The organism is Caballeronia sp. M23-90, assembly GCF_053574605.1.
Window position 1 is genome coordinate 1 of the sequence record NZ_JBSIPA010000428.1, and the last position, 5,467, is coordinate 5,467.

Sequence of the window (5,467 nt, forward strand, 5' to 3'; positions counted from 1 at the left end):
GTCGGGCATCCCGTTCAAGAAGGGCAATCCGAAGTTCCAGAAGGCCATTGATGACGCGATGACCCAGCTCGAAGCCGATGGCACGTTCGCCAAGATCTCGGACAAGTGGTTTGGTATCGACGTGACCGGGACGTTCAGCGCGATTCCGTCGGTGGAAGAAATGCAGGACATCGTTCGATAGCGGGAATTTACGGTAATCTGAAAGGACCGCTGCGCGTTGGCAAAGGGCCGGCAAACGCGAGTAACATGCAGCTTTATCTACTCAGTCACATGCCTGTTGCGCGCCGGCCGGGCCGGCGAATGCGGTCCGTACAGTCAGGCGCCCTGCTATGCCAGAAAACCCACAAAAACCTGACATCGATACCGCCAGACGACAAAAGCGCTGGCAGCCGTCCCAGGCCGTGCGCCATATCCTGATGGTGATCGCGGGCTTCGTCGCCCTCGTTGCGGTCTCCAGCGTCGTGCTATATCACACGGTCTTGTACGGCGATGCGATCGAGAATTTCGGCATCGTCATGATGCTGACCGTGCCCGTGATCGCCGCCGTCGCGTTTCGCGTGGCGCTGGATAGCTGGCTTGATCGGGAATGAAATGTTGGTTTCGCGGCGCTAGTACGGCGAGCCATGACCGTCCAGCGCCGGCTGGCTAAGCGGCGGCGGCCCGAAGCTCACTTGATTGTTCGCCAGCAATACGATCAGTTCGGTCCGGCGCCGTACGTTGAAGTGAGCCAGCAACTGGCTCACGTATTTTCGGACCGTAATATCCTCCAGACCCATGCGCACCGCGATCGCTTTCGACGGCAAGCCTTGCGCCAGCCAGCCAAGCGTCTCGAATAGTCTCGGCGATAAACCCAGGTGGTCGGTTTCAATCACGGTTGCAAGCTCGAAAGGCGCCTGATCCCCAGCAAGCGTCTGGACAATCGAAACTGGAAGAAATACGCCGCCCGCCAGCGCCGAATGCAGCGCAGCTTGAAGCACTTCAGGCGGCTGTGACTTCGGCACGAATCCCATCGCGTTGAACCCGAGCGCCTGAACGATTGTTCCGACGCGCTCATCCGCCGACATGATCACGACTGGAAGCGACGGCCGTTGGTGCTTCAACATTTCGAGCGCATCGAGACCATTCCCATCCGGCAATTCCAGATCGAGAAACACCAGATTCAACGCCTGGTTGAGCGCAGTTTCAACACCATCGCGCAACGTGCTCGCCTGCAAGATTTCGATGCCGGGCATCGCTTCCCGAAGCAAGAGCATCACACCAGCTCTGAATAACGCGTGGTCATCGATCAGGAGGACTTTCATTGCGTACGCCCGAGAGGAGATGACAAGACTAACAGTTCACCAGCCCGCAGCCACCTACACATGTAGCACCGCACGCATGTGCGTAGCGGCCGCGTCTCTCGCTGACCAGAATGAAGTCAACAGCATCGCCGACTGCGCTGCTGCTAGACGACTGGATCTCATCGATCGTCATTCAAACCGTCAAAGGAGAACGCTCATGAATAGCAATCGGTTATGCGCAAGCTTGTTTGGTGTTGTCGTGGCTGTTGCCGCACAGCAATGCATGGCACAGTCGGACACGAGCCAAAGCAGTTCAGTTGCCGAAGACTCTTCCACCCGTGCGTCCGATACGGGTACGGCACCCCGGCAACCATCGGCAGTCGCCGGCGCAAGAACCCGTGATGAGGTGACGCGCGAACTCGCGGACTTCCGGGGAAGCGAGCAGGAGGCAAACATGCGTGAGCTCTACAGAGGTAATTGAGCGGGAACGCTGCGCCCGTCCGCCAGGGGCACCGGTTTGCCCGGTTCCCCGGCCATATTGGAGTCGTCATCCGATGTCCCCTGGGTAGCGACGAGCCTGCCAACCTCCAACAGAATCGACTGCGGCGAAGCCGACTTTTGCAGCAGAATGAACGGCCGTTGAAAATCCCGGAGAATGTTTGGCGAAAGAAGTTCCCCCGTCACGAATGCGACGGGAATGACACCGGCCCAGGAAAAATGCTGCCTGACCTGGCGAGCGACGTCGGCGCCGGTCGCGCTGTCGCCGAGCCGCAGGTCAGTGATGACAACGTCAGGTGATCGCGAGCTGCCCTGCAAGAGTGTTGCGACTTCCGCGATCGAGCCGACGGCGTCAACCAGCAGCCCTGCTCCGCTGAACAACCGGCGAAGTCCTTCGAGCACCGCGGGGTCGTCGTCGCAAAGGATCGCGTATTTTCCCTCAAGGGTGGACAAGTCTTCGGGTGCGTGGCTTTCAGCGGACCTGGGAACGGTGGCCCGAATCGACGCGGGCACGTAGACAGAAAAGCGTGAACCCCGCCCTTCAATAGACCGTAACTGAAGGACGTGGTCCGGCAGGATGGCGAGCACGCGTCGCACGATGGAAAGACCGAGTCCAAGCCCCTTGGATGGATCACGGCCGGGGTTGCAAAGTTGAAAGTACTCGGAAAAGATGGCGTTGCGATGTTGTGCAGCAATGCCCACGCCCGTATCCCGGACATCGACACGAATCCGATCGCGCAGATTCACCCAGCCGATCACCACGCCGCCTTCGTGCGTATTTCTGATCGCGTTTGAAACGAGATTGGAAAGCACGCGCTTGAGCATTGGACGGTCGCTGAGGACCCATGGTCGTTCGGCTCGCCCTCGCCTGTCCGCGATCCGAAACACAATCGCCTTCGATGCGGCAACGCCCCCGTATTGATCCGCGAGTTCATCGATGACCTGAGTCAGGTCGACAGGCGCGATCTGTGGATCGTACGTGCCAAGCTGACTGTATTCCTGGATTCCCTTGAACATGTCGAGGATATCGCGCGCCGTGTTGGCGACGACCTCCAGATCGTGACTGGCATCGCGTCCCTGTTTCAGCTTGTTGCGCGCGCTCCAGACGAACAGGTTGATCGCGGCAAGTGGCTGCTGAATGTCGTGATAAGCAGACGAAAAGAAGCGCTCCTTGTCATTGGCGAGCTCTTTCATGGCCGCGTTCTGACGGGAGATAGCCTGGTTGGCGGCGTCGGCGCGGCCCTTTGCGGCGAGTTGAGATCGCCGGGCTACGAAATCGCGGCGAGCAGCGAGTTCAAGCTGAGCGGAGATGCCAAAACCGACCAAGTAGTAAATCAGTGAATAGATGGACGCAGAGACCCACGCAAGTGCAAATTGTTGCTGTTGCATAGGGACCTGCGTTCGCACATAGCCAACGAGCTCCGTCAGGTTGAATATCAGCAGGCAGGCGCATCCCGCCCAAGCCGCAACCACTGCTCGCAGCCTGAACAAAGTAAATACCATTAAAAAAATCAACAACAGGCCAGGGTAGTACTCCCTGAATGCAATATCGAGAGGTACGACCAACATGATCCCCAGGATTCCTAGCCACGCCGCGGCCGTGCCCGCCACTATTATCCGCGTCGCTGCGCGCTCATCGTAAAACCGGGGCCTCCACGCAAGCCATACGGCGCTATACATTCCGATTCCACCCACGACCCGGAAAGCGCCTACCTTCCAAATGATCGGACTTGCCAATGCGTGCACGATCCACCAGTCGCGCAACATAAACCCGGCCCAGATGAATGCGCTCGCGGTACCCGCCAGTCTGCGTTGCGCCACAAATCGTCGTGCGTAATCAACTATGAACGCGCGTTCCTGAACGGCCGAACCAAACTTGTGGACGACGAAATTCGACGCATTCATGGAGCACTCCATTAGTGAGCGAGTAAGCGGCCTGACGTTTTACGTCAAGAATAGGACGAGAAACGCCGCGCCGCTTTTCATGAATTCCTTCGAGTGTTGCAGCAAGAAACGAGACGCTGGTGCATGCCTGCATCGATAGTCTTCAGGCAAGGAGAGGCGAACGGCCTTCTCTTTCCCGAGCACATTCAATGAGGAATCACCATGTCCAGGCAAGATGACAACAAGGCTATCGTCGGCCGCTGGTTCACCCGTTTTTGGGGCGAGACCTGCGACCTCGGTATCGTCGATGAACTCGCTGCACCCGACATGCTCCTGCAGTATTCGCTGCACGAGTCGCGCCGTGGCCGCGAGGACATCAAGTCGTTCATGACCGGTTTTCGCGCCGCATTCCCAAATCTCAACTTTTGGGGCACGGCCGATCTGATCGCGGAAGGCGATTACGTGGTCGGCCGCTGGGAAGGCGGTGGCACGCACACCGGTCAGGCGTTCGATGACTTTCTCATCGGCGCACTGCCTGCCGCGACCGGCCGGACAATGCGCTTCACGGGGACGACCGTGCTCCGGCTGCAAGGCGGCATGATCGTTGAAGAGACCGGTCTCGACGATGGCGTGACTGCACTGCAGCAGCTAGGGCTGATCAAGGCGGCGTGATCGTTTTCCTGCAACGGGCCGGGAATCCTCCAGCCCGCTTTTTCAAGCGTCGCCATTGACCTCCTTGAGCACATCGATAAAAGCCCGCAATCCGGCCGGCACGTGCCGATGTCCGGGATAGTACAAACACAAGCCCGGAATGAACGGGCACCACTCTTGCAAAACGAGCACCAGCCGGCCATCGTCCAGCCAGTCACGTGCGGCTGCTTCCGGCACGTAGGCCAGGCCCAGTCCATCGGACGCGGCTTCGACCATCAGCCCATTGTTATCCAGCGTGAGCGCGCCGGGAACATCGACCAGCACTTCCTCGCCGCGCCTTGCGAATTCCCATCGGTACCGCTTGCCACTCGGCAAGCGCTGCCGGATACAGGCGTGCTCGCGAAGGTCATCGGGTGTGATGAGCGGCTTTCGTCCCGCAAGATACGAGGGCGCCGCGACCACGACAAAACGCAAGTCGCCGCCAATGCGTACCGCCACCATGTCACGCGGCACTGACTCCTCGAGCCGCACGCCGGCATCGAAACCCTGTTCCACGATGTCCACGAGCCGGCCCTCCACCACCAGATCCAGCGCCATGCCGGGAAAGCGTTCCAGAAAGCGCGGCACCGCGGCTTTCAGCAGGATCCTCGCAGCGCCCTCGTTGGCGTTGATCCGCAGCATGCCGCTCGGATTGCCGCGAGCATCGGCGACTGCGTCCAGCGCTTCATCGAGATCGCGCAGCACGGGCTCGATGCGCACCAGCAGCGCTTCACCGGCCTCCGTGGGCGCCACGCTGCGCGTGGTGCGATTGAGCAGGCGCACGCCCAACTGGCGCTCCAGCGCGAGCATCGTATGACTCAGCGATGACCGCGACACGCCGAGCGCATCGGCGGCGCGGCGGAAACTCCGATGCGCCGCGACGGCAGAAAACGCAGTGAGATCGGCAAGCGTGGGTTTGGTCATTGGTGTCGATTTTTCACGAGGGCATGCACACTATAGCGGCTTCTCTCACCAATCATCGGCACCACGGCGGAAACTCCGATGCGCCGCGACGGCAGAAAACGCAGTGAGATCGGCAAGCGTGGGTTTGGTCATTGGTGTCGATTTTTCACGAGGGCATGCACACTATAGCGGCTTCTCTCACCAATCATCGG

7 protein-coding genes are annotated in these 5,467 nt (G+C 59.6%); 4 read left to right on the forward strand and 3 right to left on the reverse strand.

Annotated elements, in window-relative coordinates; all coding sequences use genetic code 11:
* On the forward strand, positions 1–181 hold a 181-nt coding region (locus tag ACRXB1_RS29015; protein ID WP_449493985.1), incomplete at its 5' end, for a transporter substrate-binding domain-containing protein.
* A 148-nt stretch (positions 182–329) separates the two neighbouring features.
* Positions 330–590, forward strand: a complete 261-nt coding sequence (locus tag ACRXB1_RS29020) for a hypothetical protein (RefSeq protein ID WP_062002213.1) — start codon at positions 330–332, stop codon at positions 588–590.
* An 18-nt stretch (positions 591–608) separates the two neighbouring features.
* Here the strand turns inward: ACRXB1_RS29020 and ACRXB1_RS29025 are convergent, their stop codons facing one another.
* Positions 609–1,301, reverse strand: a complete 693-nt coding sequence (locus ACRXB1_RS29025; RefSeq protein WP_449493986.1) for a response regulator — start codon at positions 1,299–1,301, stop codon at positions 609–611.
* Positions 1,302–1,497: 196 nt separating this feature from the next.
* Between ACRXB1_RS29025 and ACRXB1_RS29030 the strand changes: the two genes are divergently transcribed.
* Positions 1,498–1,761 (forward strand): hypothetical protein, encoded by a 264-nt coding sequence (locus tag ACRXB1_RS29030; protein ID WP_449493987.1) that lies wholly within the window; start codon positions 1,498–1,500, stop codon positions 1,759–1,761.
* Here the strand turns inward: ACRXB1_RS29030 and ACRXB1_RS29035 are convergent.
* The gene (locus ACRXB1_RS29035) at positions 1,746–3,683 is read right to left on the reverse strand and encodes a hybrid sensor histidine kinase/response regulator (protein ID WP_449493988.1); all 1,938 of its coding nucleotides are present in this window, start codon (positions 3,681–3,683) and stop codon (positions 1,746–1,748) included. The genes ACRXB1_RS29030 and ACRXB1_RS29035 overlap by 16 nt on opposite strands.
* 201 nt (positions 3,684–3,884) lie before the next feature.
* Between ACRXB1_RS29035 and ACRXB1_RS29040 the strand changes: the two genes are divergently transcribed.
* Entirely contained in the window at positions 3,885–4,334 is a 450-nt protein-coding gene (locus ACRXB1_RS29040; protein ID WP_174363658.1) for an ester cyclase, read from the forward strand.
* 42 nt (positions 4,335–4,376) lie between these two features.
* Here the strand turns inward: ACRXB1_RS29040 and ACRXB1_RS29045 are convergent, their stop codons facing one another.
* Positions 4,377–5,276, reverse strand: coding sequence for a LysR family transcriptional regulator (locus ACRXB1_RS29045; RefSeq protein ID WP_449493989.1), 900 nt, complete (start codon positions 5,274–5,276; stop codon positions 4,377–4,379).
* Between the last annotated feature and the right edge of the window lie 191 nt (positions 5,277–5,467).

Bases quoted from the DNA above. Each gene is read 5' to 3' on its own strand.
- ACRXB1_RS29020 (WP_062002213.1), top strand. From the start codon at position 330: ATGCCAGAAAACCCACAAAAACCTGACATCGATACCGCCAGACGACAA.
- ACRXB1_RS29025 (WP_449493986.1), bottom strand. From the start codon at position 1,301: ATGAAAGTCCTCCTGATCGATGACCACGCGTTATTCAGAGCTGGTGTG.
- ACRXB1_RS29030 (WP_449493987.1), top strand. From the start codon at position 1,498: ATGAATAGCAATCGGTTATGCGCAAGCTTGTTTGGTGTTGTCGTGGCT.
- ACRXB1_RS29035 (WP_449493988.1), bottom strand. From the start codon at position 3,683: ATGAATGCGTCGAATTTCGTCGTCCACAAGTTTGGTTCGGCCGTTCAG.
- ACRXB1_RS29040 (WP_174363658.1), top strand. From the start codon at position 3,885: ATGTCCAGGCAAGATGACAACAAGGCTATCGTCGGCCGCTGGTTCACC.
- ACRXB1_RS29045 (WP_449493989.1), bottom strand. From the start codon at position 5,276: ATGACCAAACCCACGCTTGCCGATCTCACTGCGTTTTCTGCCGTCGCG.